The organism is Kitasatospora sp. NPDC048365, from assembly GCF_043200835.1.
Classification (GTDB): Bacteria; Actinomycetota; Actinomycetes; order Streptomycetales; family Streptomycetaceae; genus Kitasatospora; species Kitasatospora terrestris.
Genome location: NZ_JBICYJ010000028.1, coordinates 18026 through 37466, shown reverse-complemented (window position 1 = coordinate 37466; position 19441 = coordinate 18026). Strand labels below are relative to the sequence as shown.

Below are 19441 nucleotides of genomic sequence, written 5' to 3'. Positions count from 1 at the left end.
GGGTGCTGCTCAGATGAAGATCGGAATCGGATTGAGCCGTTCGTACGGCGTGGGCCGGGCCAGCCTGCCCAGCCGCACCGGGACGTCGTACAGGCGGCCGGGGGCGAACCGGGCCCAGAAGTGCCGCAGCCCGGGGACGATCACCTTGACCACCGGCAGGCCCAGGTCGGGTCTGGTCTGGTCGAGCACCAGCAGCTCCATCCCGCGCTCCTCGACCAGCCGTCGGACGTGGTGCAGGTCCTCGCGCAGGTCGCGGCGCGGCCGGTACGGGTGGTCGGCGGGGCGGATCGCGGCCGCGGCGGGGTCGGGCACCAGGTGGGGCTGGTCACCCGTGGTGCAGTGGCGCCACCAGCGTAGGGCCTCGGCGTCGCCGCCCGCGTACCCGGTGCCGTCCGGGCGGGCGCCGAGCACCGCCGGGAGGAGCTGGTTGACCTCGGTCAGCGCGCGGCGCAGGGCCAGGCGCGGGTCGAAGTGCGCGCCGAAGCCGAACACGATGTCCTCGGCGGGCTTGTCGGTGCGCCGGGAGAGCGCCACCACGGTCGGGACGCCCAGGTCGGAGGTGACGTCCAGGGCCCAGACCTCGCGGCCGAGTTCGGCGTGCACCTCGCGCAGCTGCTCGGTCCAGGGGTCGGCGAAGGCGTCCAGGTCGATGCCGGGCTGCCGGGTGCGGTTGTACCACCAGAGGGCGACCGCGTCCCGCTCGACCAGCTCCAGGAAGCCCTGCAGGACGGCGTCCTCCAGGCTGCTGCCGGCCGCGTTGCCGTTGGAGTCGGCGTGGCACGGCGCCTCGCCGGGCTCCTTCGGCGCGCCGAAGTACAGCGCGGCGGTGGGCAGCAGCCGGTGCCGGCCCTCGGTGACCGACCAGACCGGCGACCAGTCCAGCACCCGGTCCGGGTCGAACGGTGCCGGGACGTGCTGGAAGCCGTTGTGCCGGGCGTTCCACCCGGCCCGGTCCGCGTACTGGCGCTCGTCGAACAGCAGCCAGCCGGACGGGTCCAGGGCCCGCTCGCCGAGCGAGCGCAGGCTGCCGCGCAGGCGCGGCTCGTCCCCGTGGAAGTGGCCGCTGTGCCGCTCCACCGCCTCGCCGAGCGCGCTCACCCGGCCGTGCAGCTCGGTGACGCCCTTGCCGCCGTTGCTGGAGCGCAGCCCGGCCCGCAGCGCGCCCAGGCTGTGCGCGCCGACCGCCAGGTTGGAGCCGGCCAGGAAGGAGTTGAGGAAGGCCGGGCCGCGCGGGTCGCGGCGGATCTCCTTGACCACCCCGGTCACCGGGCTGATCAGGTGGCCGTACCGCTCCAGGACCTGCTCGGGGGGCAGCGCGCGGTGCCCGCCGCCGTCCAGTCCGGTCTTCGGCCGGGAGGCGAACTCGACCGGCCGCCACTGCCGTTCGGCCATCAGCCCGGGGTCGCCGCAGGCCCGGCACTGCGGGCGGGCGGGCAGCGGGTGGTGGCGGCCGGCCATGGTCAGGGTGTCCAGCGTCCACACCGCCTGCTGGGACGGATCCCGCCAGCCCGCCAGCCACTTGGCGGCCTCCAGCGCCACCAGGTGGGCGGCCAGCGCGGACAGCGCGGCGAGCCCGGCGGCCGGCCGGGCGGCCGGACCGGCCTCGCCCAGGGTGTGCTGGACGTGCGCCTCGGCCCGGCGGTGGCCCCACAGCCGGTGCGCCAGGCAGGACCAGCAGGCGCCGCCCGGCCGGAACACCGGCCCGATCCACACCTGCCGGCCGTACGGGCGGGCCAGCAGCCAGGGGCGGCCGGCGGCCAGCCGGTCCGCGTTCACCGCGGTCAGCTCCGGGTCCAGGTAGTCGTCGGCCAGCACCACCGTCAGGTCGGCCTCCGCCGGGTCCGCGGTGACGGTCAACCCGGCGGTCAGTAGGGCCTGTTCGGCCTCGGACCGGTCGGTGCGGCCGAGCGCGGCCAGGTGCACCCGGCCGGCCGCGGTCCGGGCCGCGGCGATCGCGCCGTCCAGGCCCGCGGACTCCCAGTACGCCAGCTCGGACTCCTCGGCCGCGGGCGCGCCGGCCGGGCGCAGGGCCACCAGGCCCTCGTCGGCCAGCCGCCCCATCAGGGCGCCCAGCCGGGCGGGGGGAACGTTCGGCGCCGCCTCGCGCAGCAGCGTCTCCAGGTCCCGGGTGCCGTCGAGCAGCGGTGCCAGGGCCTCCATCTCGGGGCCCTGCACCGCCGTCACGCCGTCCTCCGAGAACAGGTAGGTGGCCTCGCCGACCACCACGACGGGCCGCAGGTGGCGGCGGAATCCGACCAGCGGCGAGGAGCCGGTGCTCCGCGCGGCGGTGTTCCCCCCGGGCGCCGTCATGCCGCGGCGAGCCCGGCGCGGCGGACGGCGACGGCGGACAGGCCCGCCAGGGCGTCGGCCGGGTGCGGCTCCGGGTCCGGGGCGACGCACAGGCCGACCGACAGGGCCAGGACCGGGGTGTCGGCCAGCGACCAGCGGTCGAAGGCGTCGATCGTCAGGTCCATCGGGGACGCGTCGGCGGCCACCGGCAGGGCGGCGGTGAGCAGCGACCGGAGGTCGGCGGTGGATCCGAGGTCGGACATGGGGTGCACTCCACTCTGCTTTCGGGGCGGGGCGGTGCTCTGGCCGGGGCGGCCATCGCCAGCATTCTGAGTTCGGCCGGCGCGCCCCCGCCAGTGGCCCGCTCACGCCGTCGGCATGAGAAATTCACGGATCCCGCATGCGGAACCTCATCCCCACACCGTGAGCCCGGCACTGGTCGCCGAGGACCCCCGCTTGACACCCTTTCGGGAAGTTCCATGGCCGGATGGGGGAGTATCCGATGCAGGTCAAGGTTCTGGGCCCTTTGGAGGCCACGGAGTTGGGAGAGTCCATCGTCCCGACCGCGGGAAAACCCAGGCAGGTGCTGGCGCTGCTCGCGCTGTGCGCCGGCCAGGTGGTGCCCGCGACAGTACTGATGGACGAACTGTGGGGCGCGGACCCGCCGCGCAGCGCGCCGACCACGCTGCAGACGTACATCCTGCAGCTGCGCCGGCGCCTGGACTCGGTGTTACGGGCCCACGGCCCGCGCACCGCGAAGGACGTACTGCGCACCCAGTACAACGGCTACGTCCTGGAGATCCGCCCCGAGGAGCTGGACGTCCAGGAGTACGAGCGGTACGCCGCCGCCGGCTTGCAGGCGCTGGACGCGCACGACGACGAGGCCGCCTCGCGGCTGCTGGGCACCGCGCTCGGCTGCTGGCGCGGACCGGTCCTGGTCGACGTGCAGGCCGGCTCCCGACTGGCGATCGAGGTGATGAGACTGGAGGAGAGCCGGATCGGCGTACTGGAACGGCGGATCGACGCCGACCTGCGGCTCGGCCGGCACCACGAGCTGCTCAGTGAGCTCGCGGTGCTGTCCGTGCAGCACCCGTGGCACGAGAACCTGCACGCCCAGCACATGCTCGCGCTGTACCGGTCCGGCCGGCAGTGGCGCGCGCTGGACGTCTTCAAGCGGCTGCGCGCCACCATGGTCGACGAGTTCGGCCTGGAGCCGTCCGCCAGACTCCAGCAGCTGCAGCAGGCGATCCTCGCCTCGGACCCGATGCTCGACGACCCGGGCCGCCCGGGCGAGGGCCGGGTCGGCCGACTCGCCGTCTGACCGCCCCGCCGATCCCCACTGAGGAGCTGATTCATGCTGCCCGGAATCGGACCCGCCCCGGGGCGGGTACCGCGGCTGATGCTGTGGTCGGCCGCGGACCCGGCCGAGGAGGAGGCCCTGCGCGCGAGCCTGCGCCGCTGGATCAAGGCCCGCGGCGACCGCGGGTTCGACGGGGTCGCCGACGCCTGGGGCGCGCCCGCCGACGGACCGGCCCGCGGCGCCCTGGTCGCGGCCGGTGCCACCGAGGCGCTGGCCGCCCTGGACGGCCTGCGGCCCGGTGCGCTGCGCGGCGCGGCCGCCGGCCCCGACCCGGTGGCGCTGCTGCTGCCGGGCCAGGGCGCCCAGCACCCGCGGATGGCCCACGGCCTGTACGGCGTGGAACCGGTCTTCACCGAGGCCGTCGACGAGGTGCTCGGCCTGCTCGGCGCGGACGGCCCGGCCGCCCGGGCCGACTGGCTGTCCGAGACGCCCCGGCTGCCGCTGGACGACGTCCGGCGCACCCTGCCGCTGGTCTTCGCCGTCGACTGGGCGCTCGGCCGCCTGCTGCACTCCTGGGGAGTGCGGCCGGCGGTCCTGCTCGGCCAGGGCATCGGCGAGCAGGCCGCCGCCGCACTCGCCGAGGTGATGCGGCTCGCCGACGCGGTGGACGTGGTCCGCGAGCAGGCCGACTGGCTCGCCCGGACGCCCGAGGGCGGCATGCTCGCGGTCGCGGCCGGCCCGGACACCGTCCGCCGCCTGCTCACCGCCGGGGTCACCGTCGCCGCGGTGAACGGGCCCGACCAGACCCTGCTCGCCGGGGAGACCCGGCAACTCGCCGACTCCACCCGGGCGCTGGCCCTGGCCGGGCTGACCGCGATGAAGGTGCGGGCCGGTGCCGCGTACCACAGCCCGGTGGTCGCCTCCGCCTGCCGACGGGCCGCCGAGGTCTACCGGCGGATCGACCTGCGGGTGCCCGCCGTCCCGCTGTACTCCGCCACCACCGGCGGGCCGCTGCCCGCCGAGCTGGCCGTGGACCCGGAGTTCTGGGCCGGACAGCCGTCCCGGCCGGTCCGGCTGGAGTCCGCGCTGAACGCGCTGTTCGCCACCGGACCGCACCTGTGCGTGGAGTGCGGCCCCGGCCAGGGCCTGAACGCCCTGGTCCGCCGCCACCCGCGGGCCCGCGGCGGCGCGGTCTCGCTGCTCAGCGCCCGACCGCGCAACGCCGAACACGACCGGCGCAGCGCACTCACCGCCGCCGCCCGGCTGTGGACCGCCGGGCACGAGATCGACCTGACGGCCGTCCACCGGCTCGGCTGAGCCGTCCGGCCCACGGAACGGAGAGGAGAGCACCGCCATGCCCGAGCCCCCCATCACCCTGGCCGAGGTCGCCGCCGTCTTCGCGGCGGTCGACGGCGGCGAGGGCGTCCCGCTCACCGAGGAGGTCCTCGACCTCAGCTTCTACGACCTCGGTCACGACTCGCTGACCGTCCTGCAGGCGCTCGCCGTGCTCGGCGACCGGTACGGCGTCCACGTCGGCAAGGAGCTGGTGGTGGACGCCGAGACACCCCGGTTGCTGCTCGACATCCTGCAACGCCTGGCGGACTGGTCCCGCAGCGCCTGACCGGCCGGCCGGGCCGGTCGGTCCGCGGCGCCTGAGTGGATCTCCAGCACGCACCGAGCCAGTCTCCAACGGCCCGGTTCACAGTCGCAGCCAAGTGCCCTCGTCGGACAGGTGTCCGAACACGACGACGGGCAGGGACGCAACGACTGGGGGAAGCCGTGACGGATCTGCTGGACCGGACCGACCCGCAGGCCCGGGGCTCCCGCGAGGGCCGGACGGCCCGCCGCGCCGAGATCCTGGCCCGCCTCGGCGAGATCGAACACCACCTCGGCGACCCCTGGGACCGGCACAACCCGGTCGGGTTCGCCGCCCTGCTGGCCGCCGACGACGCCGCCGAACTGCCCGCCGAGGCGCTGCGCCGCTACCACCGGCTCGGCATCAACGCCGAGTTCGTGCCCGCGGACCTCGGCGGCCGGCTCGCCGGACTGGACGCCCTCGGCCTGCTGCTGCGGCCGCTGTTCCGCCGCGACGTCACCCTCGCCGTCGGCGGCGCGCTGACCTCCTTCATGGCCTCCATGATGATCTGGCTGAACGGCGACGAGGCCCAGCAGAGACGGGCCGCCGACACCCTGCTCGACGGCGGGGTGATGACCATCGCCTTCCAGCAGTTCGCGCACGGCAACGACTTCGTCAACGACGAGTTCCGGGCCGCCCGCACCCCCGCCGGAACGGTGATGAGCGGCCGCAAGGCCGCCGTCAACAACGCCGAGCACGCCGACCTGCTGGTCGCCTTCGCCCGCACCGGGCCCGGCTCCGACGACAGCAGCCACACCCTCCTGCTCACCGCCCCCGCCGAACTCCCGGCCGGCCGGGTCCGCTACACCGGCCGCTACCGCACCGACGCCGTCCGCGGACTGCGGATCGCCGGACTCGAGTTCGACGACTGCCCGGTGCCCGAGGACGCCGTGGTCGGCGGCTGGGGCCGGGGCATCCCGCTCGGCCTGCGGGCCTTCCCGGTCACCCACGCCACCGTGCCCTCCATGGTGCTCGGCCTCGCCGACACCGCGCTGCGCACCGCCACCCGCTTCGCCCTGGAGAAGGGCGCGTTCAGCCGGCCCGTCACCGAGGTGCCGATGGCCCGCAACGCCCTCGCCGGCACCTTCGCCGACCTGCTGGTCTGCGACAGCCTCGCGCTCGCCGCCACCCGCGCCCTGCACCTGGTGCCCGAGCACTCCAACGTGCTCTCCGCGGTCGCCAAGTACCTGGTGCCCAAGCTGGTCGGCGAAGCGCTGTACCACCTCTCGGTGGTGATGGGCGACGCCTTCCACACCCGCAGCGGCGACCACGCGATCTTCCAGAAGCACGTCCGCGACCTCGCCATGGTCACCTTCGGCCACGTCAGCAGCGCCGTCTGCCAGGCCACCATCGCCCCCTGCCTGCCCGGCATCGCCGCCGCCCCCTGGACCGCCGAACGCGCCGCCCCCGACGCGCTGTTCCGCCCCTACGGCCCGGTGCCGCCGATCGACGCCGAACGGCTGGCCGGCTTCGGCGGCGAGGACGGCCTGTGCGCCTACGCCGTCCGCGCCGCCGCCGGCGGACTCCGGGTCGAGGACGGCGAACTCGGCGCGGTCCTGCGCGAGCAGGCCGCCGTACTGCTCGACGAACTCGCCGAGATCCGCGCCGCCGCCCTCGAACTCGACAGCGGCGACGGACAGTTCACCGCCTCCGTGCGGGCCTTCCCGCTCACCGACCGGTACGCCCTGGCACTCGCCGCGGTCAGCTGCCTCGGCGTGTGGCTCAACGCCGACGCCGAGCACGAGGCCTACAGCGCCCGGCCCGAATGGCTCGCCCTCGCCCTCGACCGGCTGCTGCGCCGGCTCGGCCGCACCACCGCACCGCTGCCCGCCTCCGTCGAGGCCGCGCTCTGCGAGGAGGTGCTGCGCCGCGCGGACGAGGACCGCAGCTACGACCTCTACGACGTCCGGCTCGCCGGATGAGCCCGGCCGCCGGACCCGCCCCCGTGCCCGCGGCGGCTCCGGCCGGCGACGCCGCGCGGTCGAGGTCGCTCCCGATGCCGCACCTGGTGGTCGGCCCGCAGGGGCCCTGGGGCCCGCTGCGGCGCGACATGACACGGCACGGCGTCGCCCTCGCCTACGGCTCGATCGCCGACTGGCGCGCCCGGCTGCCCGGCCCGCAGGACGCCGCCGCCCTGCGCGAGCTCCTCGGCCGCGACTGGGACCGCTACCGGGCCGCCGCCGGCCGCCCCACCGGCGAACGCTTCCTCGCCACCCGGTCCCTGCTCAAGTACCTCGCCGCCACCGCCGTCGGCGCCGACCCGCGCGACCTCGAACTCGGCTACGCCCTCACCGGCCGGCTCTACGTCCGCGGCTGCGACCAGATCGACCTCAACCTCAGCCACACCGGCGACCTGATGCTGGTTGGCCTCACCTCCCGCGGCACCATCGGCGTCGACGTCGAACTCCTCGACCGCCGGCTCTACGGCGGCGGCGGCGAGGCCCGGATGTGCACCCCCGCCGAGACCCGGCTCCTGGAGGCCACCCCCGAGGAGCACCGGAACCTGCGGCTGGTCCGTCAATGGACGCTCAAGGAGGCTTATACCAAGGCACTGGGTCAGGGACTGTACTTTCCTTTCACGGAGTTCGGCTTCCAGGTCGACGAGAACCCGCCCCGGCTGCGCCGTGCCGACGGCTCACCGGCGGACAGCGACAGCTGGTCCTTCCGCTCGCTGCGGGTCGGTGAACGCCACCTCGCCGGCCTCGCCCTGCGCGACGGAGGCCTCGGCCGTACCGCCGACACGCGGGTGACCACCGCGCTGGACGCGTCCACCCTGGGCGCCGTCCACCGGGCGCTGAGGGCCACCGGCCCCGCTGGATCTGTCTGAGAGGAACGCACGCATGGACATACGGACAGGCGTACTCGGACCGCTGACCATGACCGTCGACGGCACCTCCGTGGTGCCCACCGCCGCCAAACCGCGCAAGGTGCTCGCCCTGCTCGCGGTCCGCGTCGGCCAGGTCGTCCCCGTCCCCGTCATCCTGGAGGAACTCTGGGGCGGCCACCCGCCCGCCAGCGCCCTCACCACCCTGCAGACGTACATCCTGCAACTGCGCCGCCTGCTCGACGCCGCCCTGCCCGCCGGCGTCTCCGCCAAGCGGGTCCTGCGCACCGCCTTCGGCGGCTACCAGCTCGACATCGACCCCGACACCACCGACACCGCCGCCTTCGAACGCTATGGCGCCACCGGCATCCGCGCCATGGACCTCGGCGACCCCGAGACCGCCGAACGCCTGCTCAGACAGGCGGCCGCGGTCTGGCGCGGCCCCGCCCTGGTGGACGTCGAGATCGGCCCCCGCCTGGAGGCCGACGTCCGCTACCTCGAAGAACGCCGGATGGCGATGCTCGAACGCCGCATCGACGCCGACCTCGCCATCGGCCGGCACACCGAACTGCTCAGCGAACTGGCCGCGTTGACCTCCGAGCACCGGCTCAACGAACGGCTCTGCGAGCAGTACATGCGCGCCCTGCACCGCTGCGGCCGCTCCGTCGACGCCCTCAGCGCCTACCGCCGGATCCGCCGCGACCTGGTCGGCGAACTCGCCCTCGAACCCGGCCCCGGCCTGCGCGAACTCGAACGCGCCATCCTCGGCGCCGCCGCCGTCCCCACCGCCGCCCGCGGCCGCGCCCAACTCGTCCCGTAGCCGCCGCCGCTGTCGCTACGCTCGCGGCATGGCGTGGTTCGAAGAGCTCAACTCGCTGGAGCAGCGGGCGCTGACAGCGACGGGACGCAACCGCAGCGACGCGATCCGCAAGCTCGGGTTGAGGAAACAGACCGTCTCCGGCTGGTTCGGCCAGACCGTCGCGCCCGACTTCGACACGGTCCGGCCGCTGATCGAGCTCTACCTCGGCTGGGCCGCCGAACCGGCCGACCGCTGCGACTGGAAAGACCTGCACGAGGCCGCCCGCGGCTCCCGCCGCTCCGCCGAACCGGAGGACGGGGGCTGGGCGGACCTGGTCCGGGCCCACCCGCTCTGGACGTACGTGGCCGACTCGGCGGCGCTGCGCGAACAGTCCGCCCGGCTGGCAGGAGAGTTGGGCCGCGCATGGTCCACGGCCGGGAGTGGCGACCCGTGGCACGACCCGGCCCTCCCCGGCCGCTGGCTGGACCGGGTCGGAACCCTCGCCAGGTGGGCCGACCTGCGCGAACTCGCCGCCGCCGAAGCCGCACTGCTCACCCTCGTCCCGCTGCTCCACCTCGCCCACCAGCGCGCCACCGCCGACGCGCTCACCCCGCTCGTCAGCCCCGACACGCTCGGCGCGGACGCCCCGGCCGGACCCGAACGCGGCTCCTTCCGCGGCTACCTGCTCGGCCACCCCTGGCTGGTCCGCCGCGCCGAGGCCCCCGAACTCCCCGGTCGCCGCCCGGCCGCGCACGAGATCGGCCACTGGCTGCTGCGCCGGTGGGTCCTGGAGAAGCGCCCGGTCGACCCGTCCGTGGTGACCGACCTGCTCGGCCCGGCCGAAGGGGACCTCCGGGTGGTCCTCGACCGGCGCCGGACCGGCGCGCTGCTGCGCGTCCTGCGCTTCGGCCCGGCCCGGCTCGCCGACGACGACGCCCTCGAACTCGCCCTCGCCGAACACCTGGACCTGCCCGGCGCGCACCGCGACGAGGCGATCCGCCCCCGGTTGCTCGGGCTGCTGCTCGCCCTCGCCCGGCCGCTCGCCCTGGACGCCGCCGACCTGCCCACCGTCCTGGTCGAACACCTGGGCGTTCCGCACGGCGTCGAACTCGACTCCGTCCGAGCCAGGTTGGGCCAGGCCAGGTGGCACCGGGAGGGTCCCGGCGCCGTTCCGCGCGACTGCGTCCTGGAAGCCTTCGGCGACGACCCCGCCACCCTGCTCGCCCTGCGCGACCACGTCGACGCCGTCGACCTGACCCTGCGCGCCGTCCACCGTGCGGCCGCGCGCCACGACGCGCTCGCTCCGCTCCGGTCGCTGCCCACCGGCGCGATCGCCCACCGCGTCGAACCCGCTCCCGGCCACGGCCGCGCCGCCGGGTTCAGCGCCCGCACCGCCCGCTTCACCGTCGACGAGCGCCGCCTGCGCGAACTGCTGATGGGTGACCAGCTCTACGGGGATCCGCAGCTCGCCGTTCGCGAGCTGTACCAGAACGCCCTCGACGCCTGCCGCCACCGCCGTGCCCGGATCGAGTACCAGTTCCGCTCCCAGGGCCTGGACTGCCCGCCCGACGCCTACCGCGGCGAGATCACCTTCGTCCAGGGCACCGACGACAGCGGCCGCCCGTACCTCGAGTGCCGGGACAACGGCGTCGGGATGGGGGAGGAGGAACTGTCGGGCGTCTTCTCCCGGGCCGGCCTCAGCTTCACCGGCACCGAGGAGTTCGCAGAGGAGCAGGCCGAGTGGGAGCGGTACGGCATCCGGATGTTCCCCAACAGCCGCTTCGGCATCGGGGTGCTCAGCTACTTCATGCTCGCCGACGAGATCCGGGTCACCACCTGCCGGATGCACCGCCGCCGCGGCCCGGGCCCCGTCCTGCGCGCGACCGTCGCCGGCCCCGGCCACCTCTTCCGCATCGAATACCCCGAGCAGCCCGCTCCCACCCCGCACACCGCCGTCCGGCTCTACCTGCGCGACGGCGCGCTGACCCGCTCCTGCGTCGAGGTGCTCCAAGAGCTGGTTGCCGTCTCCGAGTTCACCCTCAGCGCCGAGGACTGGACGGCCGATCCCCCGAGGACTGCCCGCTGGCACCCGTGGCGGTACACGGGAGCGGGGCGCCGGCTCCAGCCGAACGGCAGGCGCGAAGCCGTCCTGGTCCACACAGCGATGCAGCCGGACGGCCACGTCATCTGGGCCGACCGGCGAGGTGAGGTCCTGGTCGACGGAATCCGTACCTCGGGGGTCCGATCGTCGGAGCAGGGCGACAGGGCCACCTGGATCCATGCCGTGGTGAACCTCTGCGGACCCCATCAGGTGGCGCTCTCGGTCGACCGGAAGACCATCACCGAGGATGTGTCCGACCGCGTCTCCGCGCTGCTCCGCGGCAGCGTTGCCGAGCTGATCGGCTCCCGCGAACCGCTGGTCGACCTGGACTGGATCGCGGCTCAGGACTATGACGTCGCGGACCTGGTGGTTCGGGAGGCAGTGACCCAGCAGCGGAAGGTGCCGATCAACCGGCGCGTCGTCGATCTCGGCGCGGCGGGGTTCTTCGCCCCCGACCTCCATCTGCTGGATCCCGACCACAGCGGGAGGGGGCGGGCCGAAGAGCAACGTCGGCGCGGGATCGATCGGCACCAGGCGTTCCTGATTCAGGACCACCTGTTCCTCTGGCGGCTGATCGGTCTCGACCTGCTCGGAGAGTATCCGCAGCTGGCGGACCTGATCGACCTCCGAAGCCTCGGACCGGTCGAACCGGCCCTCCCGTCCGACGCCCGGTTCCTGGCGATCGACAGCAGCTGGGACGGGGCATATTCCACCAAGCAACTGGTCGTTCTTCAGGGGTCCGAGGACGACGGCTCCTGGCTTTCGCCCCAGGACGCCGAACGGCTCGCCGTGCTGGGCCTGCGGCCCGCCGGCGAGTTCGACGATCTCGACAGGAAGCTGCTCGGAGCCGGAACGGCCCTCGGGACGGAGGAACCTTCACACATCGACGTCGCCGGTCTGCTCGATCTGCACCGTCTGGTCGGGTGCGGCTTGCGTGAGCTGGCGGACCGTCTACGCCGTCTCGGCTGTCAGGTGGATCTTCCCGACGCGGTGCCCGACTGGCCCGACAACGTCGATCTCACCCTTCTCACCGACTCGGCGATCGCTGTCGGTCGATGGCCGGACGTCGGCTGCCACGTCGGGCTGTCCCAACTCGTGTTCGCGAGCGAGCTGACCGGGCTCACCTTCGACCACATCGTGCGACGCCTCTCCCGTTACGGATACCACTGCGCGCCGCATCCGCCCGGGTCGGCCGCCGCTCGGGAAGGGGACTCCGCGCTGTTCAGCCAGGACGGCGACGGCCTGCCGCCCTGGATCGACTCCGAGCGGCCAGTGGACGCCCTCCACCTTCTGCTGGTGGCCCGGGCGCAGGCACTCGAACCGGCGGACGTGGCCGCAAGGCTCACCGCCTACGGACTCGAGGTCGCCGACCTCTCCGCGCTGGAGATCACCGGACGGATCGACATCGCGCTGTTCACCGTACGTTTCGACGGCAGCTCGCCCCGGCTCGACCCACGCCGACCCGTCCCCGCCCGACACGTCGTCAGGGCGGCCGACAGGTGCGGGATCCCCATCCCCGTGGTGCTCCGACAGCTGGGCGAGCTCGGTTACCGGACGCCCGAGGGTCTGCACCATCTCACCGAGGCGGACGCGAGGTTCCTCGACGTCCTGTGTGAGGTGGACGGCCACGGCGGTGGCGGCGGCGACTGCATCGACATCGCCGCCGTCCAGCACCTCGCGGGCAGGCTCGGCCTTCAGGACGCCGAGGTCGTCGACCGGTTGGAGAGGTTCGGCCTCACGGTGCTCCACGGCAGGGCACTCGCGCCGGACGCGCCGCCCGCCGACCTCAACCTGCTCAGTCGGGGAATCGACCGGAAGGCCCCCTGGTACCGCCCTGGAGAGAAGGTCCCGTACAGCCATGTGGTCCGCTGCGCGCTGACGCTCGGCCTGCCTGTCGAGCAGATCGCCGAGCAGCTGCGTGCTCACGGTCTCGACGTCCGGGTCCCGGCCGGTGACCGGCCCGGCCGGGACGACCTGGTGCTGCTCAGCGTCGAGCTCGACGGACTCAACCCGTGGCTTCCGGTGGACGCACGGGTGACGCTCGGGCGGCTGGCCGCCGCCGCCCGGGCGGTCAACCGGCCGCTGGGCGAGGTCGCCGCGCGGATGTGGGTGCTCGGTCTCCAGGTCGGTGACCCGGAGGAGATGGTCGCGGCCGCGTTGGAGCGGGTGCCCTGGCGGCGGGGCGAGGGCGGTCGGAATTCGGAGGCACGGTAGGCCCGGGCGTGCCTACTGTGCGGTCCGTGACCGATTGGGATGTGATCGAGGCGAACGGCTGCGCCGTGCCCGCGGACCGCCGGCTGGACGACCTGGTGGGGGAGCTCTCGCTGGCCCTCGCCGACCCGGATCCGCTGGTGCGGGACGGGACGCCGTACAGCGTCCTGGCGACGTGGATCGAGCGCGGGGTGATTCCCGAGGCGCGCCGGCTGGAGCTGGGCGACGAGATGGCGGCACGGTTCGGCCACCCGGAGGTCCAGGCGCGGACGTTTGCGCCGCTGGTGCTGGACATGCTGGTGGCGCGCGGTGATCTCCGGTCGGCGTGGGTGGACGCGTTCGAGCGGTGGTACCCGGGGGAGACCGATCTGCGCGGCCGCGACGCGGGGCTCGGCTGGCTGCACGCCGCCGCGCACGGCGCCGACCTGCTCGCCCGCCTCGGCCTGCGGCCGGAGGTGGCGCCGGAGCGGATGCTGGCCCTCGCCGCGGCCCGCTTGACCGCGCCGACCACGTACGTCTTCGACCAGCTGGAGGACGACCGCCTCGCCCGGGCGATCGGCCGCGTGCTGACGCGGCCCGACCTGTCCGAGCGGCAGGCCGTCGGCTGGCTCGATGCGGTCGAGGTCCGGTTCGGCGCCGACAGCATCGCCACCCCGGTGCCCGCCGAGGTCACCAACTGCCTGCGGACGCTGCGCCTGCTGTACGTCCTGGCCGACCGCGGTGTGCGGGCCGACCAGGACGCGGTGCCGCTGCCGCTGCGCGAGGCGGTGAAGTCCCGCCTCGCGCAGGTGCTGGACCGGATCGTCCGGCGTTAGCGGCGGGTGCCCGTCAGGGCGGTGCGCAGCCACGCGGTCTGGGTGGTCAGCAGTTGGACCGCGCGGTCGGCGCCGCCCGGCAGGAAGGGCAGGAACAGGTACGCGGGGACGGTCGCGACGGCGATCACCAGGAGCGGGATCAGCGCGAGGGCGAGCAGGACGACCCGCTGCGAGGCGGCGAGTTGGTGGAGGAACGGGAGCACGTCGGTTCTCCTCTGACGACTGGTCGGACGTTGTGGTACCAGCGTCAGGGCGTCCGGCCGGCAGGCAGAAGGTGTCTCGGACTCCGGACAGTCCGAGGCTGCCGAGCCGCAGGCCGGGACGGGTGTCCGAGTGTCCGGGTCCGAGGTGCCGTGGATCAGCTGCTGACGGCGGGGAGGCAGGTGAGGGTGCCGGTGTGGGACTCGCCGCCGCGGTGGCCGTCGCCGAGGCTGTAGGACCAGTAGGTGCGGGCGGTGCGGGTGCGCATGTCCTGGACCAGGCTGATGGTGAGGTCGTCGGCCTCGATCCAGTTGGCGAGCCAGACGCCGGTGGAGACCTGGGCGAGGTCGACGGGGACGGTGGTGACGTGGCCGACCTCGCCGCCGGTGTCGCCGGCGGCGATGATCGTGCCGGTCAGCGAGGTGCCGTCGGCGGCGTAGTCGAATCTCATCACCAGGCCGTCGTCGAGGGTCAGTTGCAGGGATCTGCCGAGCGGCGTCCGGCAGGCGTTCGCGCTATCGGCGGTGTCGGTGGCGGCGGCGGTGGTGCCGGCGGCGAGGACGGCGGCGAGGGCGAGCGGGGCGAGGGCGCGGAGCTTCACGGTGGTGGTCCTCAGGTGACGGGGACGGGCGGGTGCGCGCAGGGTCGCGGCGGCCGCTGGAGGCGGGGTGGAGGAGCGAACGCCGTTGTCCTCCAGCCGACTTCGAGGGGGCCCTCGCACAGTGACCGGGCCGGCCGCGCCGCAGGGTGCGGATCCGGCGGCACTACCCGGGCGTGTTCCGCGAACAGCGGGCCGTCCGGGCGGCCCGGCCGGCCCGTCATGAGCGGGGCGCGGCCGGCGGTTCAGCGCCGGGGCGGCGTGCGGGGGACCACTCCGCCGTCCGCCCCGGGCGCCGCACTGCGAGTCAGGCCACCGCGGTCCGTTCCCTGGAGGGGCTCAGCGTGAAGTACGACGACATCTATCTGGCGGGTCACGGCGCCAGCCTGCCGCCGGCGAAGCCGGTCGCGGAGGCGGTGGCCGAGGGTCTGCTGGACCCGGAGACCGCGCGCCGGACGAAGGCGGAGGCCGTCGTGGTCTCGGACGGCCGGTCCGGCCCGGAGTTCGCCGCCGAGGCGGCGCGCGCGGCCCTGGCGGCCACCGCGCCGGGTCTCGCGGACCGGGTGGACCTGCTCCTGCACGCGACCGTGTACCACCAGGGCCACGACCTGTGGGCCCCGGCGTCGTACGTGCAGCGGGAGGCGCTGCGCAACTCCTGCCCGGCGATCGAGATCCGCCAGCTGTCGAACGGCGGCATGGCGGCGCTGGAGCTGGGCGCCGGCTACCTGAGCGGGGTGGAGGGCCGCGAGGCGGTGCTGCTCACCGCGGGCGACCGGTTCGCCCCGCCGGGGTTCGACCGGTGGAACGGCGATCCGGGAACCCTGTACGGGGACGGCGGTTCGGCGCTGGTGCTGTCGCGGCGGGGCGGGTTCGCCCGGCTGCGCAGCCTGGTGACGCTGTCCGACTCCGAGCTGGAGGGGATGCACCGCGGCGACGACCCGTTCGGCGCGGCGCCGTTCGAGCACCGGCCGGTGATCGACCTGGAAGTCGCCAAGCAGGCGTTCGTCGCCCGGCACGGGGTGTCCTGGTGCGTCACCCGGGTGTCCGGGGGACAGCACGCCGCGGTGAAGGCGGCGCTCGCCGAGGCGGACGTGCGGCTGGAGGACATCGACCGCTTCGTCCTGCCGCACCTGGGCCACCGCCGGCTGTCGGCGGCCTTCTTCAAGCCGTTCGGCATCGACCCGGAGCGCTCCACCTGGCCGTGGAGCCGCGCGGTCGGCCACCTGGGCGCCGCCGACCAGTTCGCCGGGCTCGGCCACCTGGTGGCGAGCGGCGCGCTGCGGCCCGGCGGGCTGGCCCTGCTGCTCGGCATCGGCGCCGGGTTCAGCTGGTCGGCCGCCGTGGTGGAGGCGACCGCCTGACCCGGGGCCGCCGCCCCCCCCCGCCTGACCCTGGGGCCGCCGCCCCCCGCCTAACCCCGGGGCCTCCGCCCCCGTCCGACCGCGGGTGTGCGGCACCGCCCGGGACCGGGGCTTCCAGGGCCTCTCCAGGCGGCGTCCAGCCCCTGCCCCCACCCTCGTCCCACTGCCCAAGTCCGCTCCGGCCCAGCCGCCCTGCCGAAAGGGAAGGACCACGTGAACCACATCGAGACGTCCGGGAGGCGGCCGTGACCCGACGGGTCGTCATCACCGGCCTGGGGGCCGTCGCCCCCGGCGGGATCGGGGTGAAGGCGTACTGGGAGCTGCTCACCGCGGGCCGCTCCGCCACCCGCACCATCACCCACTACGACCCGTCGCCGTTCCGCTCCCGGGTCGCCGCCGAGGTCGACTTCGACCCGGCCCGCGAGGGGCTGAGCCCGCAGGAGATCCGCCGGCTGGACCGGGCCGCGCAGTTCGCCGTGGTCGCCGCCCGCGAGGCGCTGGCCGACAGCGGCCTGGACACCGGCGCCCTGGACCCGGGCCGGATCGGCACCAGTCTGGGCAGCGCGGTCGGCTGCACCACCAGCCTGGAGCGCGAGTACGTGGTGGTCAGCGACGGCGGGAAGGCCTGGAACGTCGACCACCGCTACGCGGTCGCCGACCTGTACCGGCACTTCGTGCCCAGCTCGATGGCGGCCGAGGTGGCCTGGCAGGCCGGCGCCGAGGGCCCGGCCGCGGTGGTCTCCACCGGCTGCACCTCGGGCCTGGACGCGCTCGGCCACGCGGTCGAGCTGATCCGCGAGGGTTCGGCGGACGTCATGGTGGCGGGTGCCACCGAGGCGCCGATCTCGCCGATCACCTCGGCGTGCTTCGACGCGATCCACGCCACCACCCCGCGCAACGACGACCCGGAGCACGCCTCCCGGCCGTTCGACCGGACCCGCAACGGCCTGGTGCTGGGCGAGGGTTCGGCGGTGCTGATCCTGGAGGAGCTGGAGTCGGCCCGCCGCCGCGGCGCGCACGTCTACGCCGAGATCGCCGGCTTCGCCTCGCGCTGCAACGCGTTCCACATGACCGGCCTCAAGCCGGACGGCCGCGAGATGGCGCAGGCGATCACCGCCGCGCTGGCCGAGGCCCGGCTGGCGGGCACCGCGCTGGACTACATCAACGCGCACGGCTCCAGCACCAAGATGAACGACCGGCACGAGACCGCCGCGTTCAAGCTGAGCCTCGGCGACCACGCGTACGCGACGCCGGTCAGCTCGATCAAGTCGATGATCGGCCACTCGCTCGGCGCGATCGGCGCCCTGGAGATCGCCGCCTGCGCGCTCGCCATGGAGCACAACGTGGTGCCGCCGACCGCCAACCTGCACGAGCCGGACCCGGACTGCGACCTCGACTACGTCCCGCTCACCGCCCGCGAGCACCGCACCGACGCGGTGCTCAGCGTCGGCAGCGGCTTCGGCGGCTTCCAGAGCGCCATGGTGCTGGCCCGCCCGGAGAGGAGCAACGCGTCGTGACCGCCACCCCCACCGCCGCCCGGGCCGTGGTGACCGGCCTGGGCGTCACCGCCCCCAACGGCCTCGGCACCGAGGAGTACTGGGCCGCGACCCTGGCCGGGAAGAGCGGCCTCGGCCGGCTCACCCGCTTCGACCCCGCCCAGTACCCGGCGAAGGTGGCCGGCGAGGTGCCCGGCTTCACCGCCGAGGAGCACGTCCCCAGCCGGCTGCTGCCGCAGACCGACCACATGACCCGGCTCGCCCTGACCGCCGCCGACCAGGCGCTGCGCGACGCCGATCTCAGGCCCGGCCAGCTCGACGAGTACGGCATGGGCGTGGTCACCGCGGCCTCCGGCGGCGGCGTCGAGTTCGGCCAGCGCGAGCTGCAGGCGCTGTGGGACAAGGGCAAGGAGTACGTCAGCGCGTACCAGTCCTTCGCCTGGTTCTACGCCGTCAACACCGGGCAGATCTCCATCCGGCACGAACTGCGCGGCCCCAGCGGCGTGCTGGTCACCGAGCAGGCCGGCGGGCTGGACGCGCTCGGCCACGCCCGGCGGCACGTCCGCAAGGGCACCCCGATGGTGGTCTCCGGCGGTGTCGACGGCGCGCTCTGCCCGTGGGGCTGGGTGCCGCAGATCGCCACCGGCCTGCTCTCCACCGCCGACGACCCGACCCGCGCCTACCTCCCGTTCGCCGCCGACGCCGGCGGCTACGTGCCCGGCGAGGGCGGCGCCATCCTGGTCGTCGAGGACGAGCGGTCGGCGCGCGGGCGCGGCGCCCGGCAGGTGTACGGCGAACTCGCCGGCTACGCCGCCACCCTGGACCCGCGGCCCGGCTCCGGCCGACCCCCCGGCCTGCGCCGGGCCGTGGAACTCGCCCTCGCCGACGCCCGGTTGGCGCCGTCCGACGTCGACGTGGTGTTCGCCGACGCCGCCGGCGTGCCCGAACTCGACCGGGTCGAGGCCGAGGTGCTGGCCGACCTGTTCGGCCCGGAAGGGGTCCCGGTCACCGCGCCGAAGACCATGACCGGCCGGCTGTTCGGCGGCGGCGCCGCCCTGGACGCCGCCACCGCGCTGCTCGCCCTGCGCGACGGCGTCGTCCCGCCCACCGCGCACGTCGCCGCACCCGCCGAGGCCCACCGGATCGACCTGGTCACCGGCGGCCCGCGCGAGGCCCGGCTGCGCACCGCCCTGGTCCTGGCCCGCGGCTACGGCGGCTTCAACGCCGCCATGGTGCTGACGGCGCCCTGACCCCCGAGACCCACCGAAGGACCCTCGAAGGACCCCCACCGAGTACCCACCCGCCGCGGCGACCGGACCCCCACCCGGAGACCGCGACCCCGGGGCCGCCGCCCCACCGGCGACCCCGAACCCGGGAGCCGGGAGCCCGCCGACGACGTCGGGCCCCCGGACCCCGGCTCCCGCACCCTCATCCGCAGACCGAGAGGACCGAACGACCATGGCCATCCTCGAACTCGCCGACCTGACCCGCCTGCTCCAGGAGAGCGCCGGCGCGGACGAGTCCATCGACCTCAGCGGCGACGTCCTGGACTCGTCCTTCTTCGACCTGGGCTACGACTCGCTCGCCCTGCTGCAGGTCGTCGGCGTCATCCAGCGCGAGTACGGCGTCACCCTGCCCGACGACGCCGTCGCCGCCGAGACCCCGCGCGAGTTCCTCGCCCTGGTCAACGGCGTCCCGGCCACCGAGACCGCCGTCGCCTGACCCGCAGGGCCCAGCTGACCCGCAGGGCCCACCTGATCCACCAGGCCCACGACCCGGCCCACCCGGCCCCGACCCCTGTCCACCACGG

At 74.8% G+C, this 19441-nt stretch carries 16 protein-coding genes; 12 read left to right on the top strand and 4 right to left on the bottom strand.

Annotated features, from left to right (window positions below; translation table 11 throughout):
• Positions 1–9: 9 nt before the first annotated feature.
• Complete coding sequence (locus tag ACGFX4_RS26250; RefSeq protein ID WP_393079013.1) at positions 10–2310, bottom strand: TOMM precursor leader peptide-binding protein; 2301 nt, start codon at positions 2308–2310, stop codon at positions 10–12.
• Positions 2307–2552 (bottom strand): hypothetical protein, encoded by a 246-nt coding sequence (locus tag ACGFX4_RS26245; RefSeq protein ID WP_393079011.1) that lies wholly within the window; start codon positions 2550–2552, stop codon positions 2307–2309. The genes ACGFX4_RS26250 and ACGFX4_RS26245 overlap by 4 nt, the downstream gene beginning before the upstream one ends.
• A 239-nt stretch (positions 2553–2791) precedes the next feature.
• On the opposite strand from ACGFX4_RS26245, the gene ACGFX4_RS26240 reads away from it, so the two are divergent.
• From ACGFX4_RS26240 to ACGFX4_RS26205, 8 genes are all read left to right on the top strand, one after another.
• On the top strand, positions 2792–3610 hold the full coding sequence (locus ACGFX4_RS26240; protein WP_393079009.1) for a BTAD domain-containing putative transcriptional regulator: 819 nt from the start codon (positions 2792–2794) through the stop codon (positions 3608–3610).
• A gap of 33 nt (positions 3611–3643) precedes the next feature.
• A complete protein-coding gene (locus ACGFX4_RS26235) occupies positions 3644–4906 on the top strand; it encodes an acyltransferase domain-containing protein (RefSeq protein ID WP_393079006.1) in 1263 nt (420 codons plus the stop codon).
• A gap of 37 nt (positions 4907–4943) precedes the next feature.
• The gene (locus tag ACGFX4_RS26230; protein ID WP_393079004.1) at positions 4944–5210 is read left to right on the top strand and encodes an acyl carrier protein; all 267 of its coding nucleotides are present in this window, start codon (positions 4944–4946) and stop codon (positions 5208–5210) included.
• A gap of 158 nt (positions 5211–5368) precedes the next feature.
• Entirely contained in the window at positions 5369–7147 is a 1779-nt protein-coding gene (locus tag ACGFX4_RS26225) for an acyl-CoA dehydrogenase (RefSeq protein ID WP_393079001.1), read from the top strand.
• Between the two features lie 74 nt (positions 7148–7221).
• Positions 7222–8052 carry a 4'-phosphopantetheinyl transferase family protein gene (locus ACGFX4_RS26220; RefSeq protein WP_393078999.1) on the top strand — a complete coding sequence of 277 codons (831 nt, stop codon included), beginning with the start codon at positions 7222–7224 and terminating at the stop codon, positions 8050–8052.
• 13 nt (positions 8053–8065) lie between these two features.
• Positions 8066–8869: a BTAD domain-containing putative transcriptional regulator gene (locus ACGFX4_RS26215; protein WP_393078996.1), complete on the top strand. Its 804-nt coding sequence runs from the start codon at positions 8066–8068 to the stop codon at positions 8867–8869.
• 28 nt (positions 8870–8897) lie between these two features.
• A complete protein-coding gene (locus tag ACGFX4_RS26210) occupies positions 8898–13163 on the top strand; it encodes a hypothetical protein (RefSeq protein WP_393078994.1) in 4266 nt (1421 codons plus the stop codon).
• 26 nt (positions 13164–13189) lie between these two features.
• Positions 13190–13975: a DUF2785 domain-containing protein gene (locus ACGFX4_RS26205; protein ID WP_393078992.1), complete on the top strand. Its 786-nt coding sequence runs from the start codon at positions 13190–13192 to the stop codon at positions 13973–13975.
• Here ACGFX4_RS26205 and ACGFX4_RS26200 read toward each other — a convergent pair.
• Both ACGFX4_RS26200 and ACGFX4_RS26195 read right to left on the bottom strand, forming a co-directional pair.
• Positions 13972–14178: a dTMP kinase gene (locus tag ACGFX4_RS26200; protein ID WP_393078990.1), complete on the bottom strand. Its 207-nt coding sequence runs from the start codon at positions 14176–14178 to the stop codon at positions 13972–13974. The genes ACGFX4_RS26205 and ACGFX4_RS26200 overlap by 4 nt on opposite strands.
• Before the next feature lie 155 nt (positions 14179–14333).
• The gene (locus tag ACGFX4_RS26195; RefSeq protein ID WP_393078988.1) at positions 14334–14777 is read right to left on the bottom strand and encodes a hypothetical protein; all 444 of its coding nucleotides are present in this window, start codon (positions 14775–14777) and stop codon (positions 14334–14336) included.
• Between the two features lie 341 nt (positions 14778–15118).
• Between ACGFX4_RS26195 and ACGFX4_RS26190 the strand changes: the two genes are divergently transcribed.
• The 4 genes from ACGFX4_RS26190 (at position 15119) to ACGFX4_RS26175 (ending at position 19353) form a co-directional block, all read left to right on the top strand.
• A complete protein-coding gene (locus tag ACGFX4_RS26190) occupies positions 15119–16135 on the top strand; it encodes a ketoacyl-ACP synthase III family protein (RefSeq protein WP_393078986.1) in 1017 nt (338 codons plus the stop codon).
• Positions 16136–16380: 245 nt separating this feature from the next.
• A complete protein-coding gene (locus tag ACGFX4_RS26185; protein ID WP_393078983.1) occupies positions 16381–17652 on the top strand; it encodes a beta-ketoacyl-[acyl-carrier-protein] synthase family protein in 1272 nt (423 codons plus the stop codon).
• Positions 17649–18881: a ketosynthase chain-length factor gene (locus tag ACGFX4_RS26180; RefSeq protein ID WP_393078980.1), complete on the top strand. Its 1233-nt coding sequence runs from the start codon at positions 17649–17651 to the stop codon at positions 18879–18881. Before ACGFX4_RS26185 ends, ACGFX4_RS26180 begins: the two co-directional genes overlap by 4 nt.
• A gap of 208 nt (positions 18882–19089) precedes the next feature.
• Complete coding sequence (locus ACGFX4_RS26175; RefSeq protein WP_393078977.1) at positions 19090–19353, top strand: acyl carrier protein; 264 nt, start codon at positions 19090–19092, stop codon at positions 19351–19353.
• Positions 19354–19441 lie beyond the last annotated feature (88 nt).